General features: G+C 55.6%; 3 protein-coding genes. All 3 read right to left on the reverse strand.

The genetic code is table 11. From position 1 onward, the window contains the following. The coding region (locus tag J5224_RS27235; protein ID WP_264628270.1) for a hypothetical protein at positions 1 to 222 on the reverse strand (222 nt) is incomplete at its 3' end. Between the two features lie 16 nt (positions 223 to 238). Continuing rightward, complete coding sequence (locus J5224_RS27240; RefSeq protein WP_264628271.1) at positions 239 to 1174, reverse strand: DUF4880 domain-containing protein; 936 nt, start codon at positions 1172 to 1174, stop codon at positions 239 to 241. Positions 1175 to 1182: 8 nt separating this feature from the next. After that, positions 1183 to 1543, reverse strand: a 361-nt coding sequence (locus tag J5224_RS27245; RefSeq protein WP_264628272.1) for a sigma-70 family RNA polymerase sigma factor, incomplete at its 5' end; no start/stop codon positions are given.

Here is a 1543-nt window from a genome sequence, read left to right on the forward strand (position 1 = left end):
CCCAGGCTCAGCCATCTGGCCTGTTTTAAATTCAATAACTGCATGACGACATCCTGTATGCGTAATGATCGGACCTGTACACGTACTTACGACACCAAAAATAGCACTCGGTTTATCGCACCATTCTCTGCGCACCAGAAAAGACGCATGAGAAAAGTCGCACGAAACAAGCCCGGTAATAATTCTGCTTTTTCTCCGTCCTATTCTTAGCGTTTTTAGCATGAAAAACCAGAAGGGATTAGCGGGCGCGCAGAGTAATCCACCAGGAAAAGCGTCGTTCGACGATAATGGGCAGGGTGCGGGTCAGGGCGCTGAAAAAACGCGCATCATCCTGCAAGGGAAAGACACCGGAAATACGCAGCGCTGCCGCCTTGGCATCGAGGGGAAAGTAGCCGTTACGGTAGCGCGCATATTCACGCATCAAGCTATCCAGCCGCATATTGTCCGCCAGCAACACGCCATCCAGCCAGCTTTGGCGGAAGCCTTCCACCGGTTGCGCAGGCTGACTCATCGCAACAGTAAAGGTGACTTGTTGCCCAGCGAGAACGCGCACAGCCGCCTGCAATTGCTGCGCCGGGCGGAGCAATACTTCCCCCTGAAACACCGCCAGCGTACTTTCACCGTCATCGCAGCGCACATCAAACCGGCAGGGTGAATTCAGCGTCAGTTCCCCCTGAGGGGTGGAAAACAGTAGCGGGTAAGGCACAGCGCTTTCCAGCAAGCACTCCCCTTTCAGCAAGCGTAGAGAAGCAATCTTTCCGTCCTGGTCGTAGCGTGAGAGCGCTGAATCGGTGTTCAGGTTTAGCGTCATCCCCTCTGCCAACGCCCAGCACCGGTTTTCTCCCTTGGCGGTGCGATAGTCAGCGGCATAGGTTTCCCAGGGGACGCTATAGGCCCCACCGCCCAGCAGCGTCATCAACGCCAACAGTTTTAACAGGTGACGCCGTTCGGTTCCCTGACGGCTCAATACGCTGGACGCCACGGGGCTATCGACGGAATGAAAACGGGTATGAATCTGCTCGACACGCTGCCACGCCTGCTGGTGCAGTGGATGACTATTCAGCCATTGCTGCCAGGCGTGGCGCTCATTTGCCGTGCAATCATCCGCGTAGAGAATGGCATACCATTCTGCGGCATCGTAGAACACGTCCTGGGGAATATCGTCGGATCGCATGGCAGGGATTAGCGCTCCTGGCAGGTCAGGCAAGCGAACATCGCCTGTGCCATGTATTTTTTCACCATGCGATCGGAGACACCAAGGCGATCGGCCACCTGCTGATAGGTCAATCCATCAATATGCACCCACAGAAACGCCTGCCTGGCCTTGGCAGACAGCGTACTGAGCATGCGATCAATCTCCAGCAGCGTATCAATAATGATGGCATGCTGCTCCAAAGAAGGCTCCACATCAATCTGCTGTTCTGCCAGTACCTGCGAATAGGCATTTTCAATGTCGCGCCGCCGCCAGAAATTCACCACCAGACCATGGGCGACGGTGGTCAACCAGGCGCGAGGTTCACGCAGTTGGGTAGCCTGCTGCGTG

The organism is Candidatus Symbiopectobacterium sp. NZEC135 (assembly GCF_025962695.1).

Coding starts and splice junctions, on each gene's coding strand:
- J5224_RS27240 (WP_264628271.1), bottom strand. CDS start 1,174: ATGCGATCCGACGATATTCCCCAGGACGTGTTCTACGATGCCGCAGAA.